Raw genomic sequence first — 583 nt, 5'->3', positions numbered from 1 at the left:
CACCAACAGTAGAGTTGTCACAAGATCCTACTACAGGTGACGTTACAGTAACACCTAAGAAACCAGATGGCTCAACTTATCCAGAAGGAACAATCGTAGAACTTCCAGGTAAGGATGGTCGTCCAATTAAAGTGACGATTGGAGCAGATGGTTCAGCTAAGGTTCCAAATGATCAATTACCAGATACTACGGTTGTAGGTAATGCTAAGATTACAGAACCAGGTAAAGCAGCTGTGGAAGTTCCTAATGTAACAACACCAGCTAAGCTAACACCAGCAACACCAGAAACTGAAAAACCAGGTAAGATTGAAATTACTCAACAACCAAATGGAAATGCGATTGTAACACCTAAGAAACCAGATGGCTCAACATACCCACGAGGAACTAAGGTAGAAATCCCAGGTGAAAATGGAACAACAATCACAGTCACAATTGGCGACAATGGTTCAGGTGAAGTGCCAAATGACAAGCTTCCGAAAGGTGCTGTGCCAGGAAAAGGAAGAGTCACAGAACCGAATAAGAAACCATCACAACCAGTGGATGTAACAACACCAGCTCGTAAGACACCAACAGTAGAGTTGTC

Annotated in this window: 1 pseudogene; it reads left to right on the top strand. The window is 43.1% G+C overall.

What is annotated here, in order from left to right:
- Positions 1 to 14 precede the first annotated feature (14 nt).
- Positions 15 to 583, top strand: a pseudogene (locus HT736_RS11085) (hypothetical protein); the annotation flags it as partial.

It is taken from the genome of Streptococcus sp. 339 (assembly GCF_013277285.1).
Taxonomy (GTDB): Bacteria; Bacillota; Bacilli; order Lactobacillales; family Streptococcaceae; genus Streptococcus; species Streptococcus pseudopneumoniae.
This window is presented reverse-complemented; position numbering and strand designations above follow the sequence as displayed.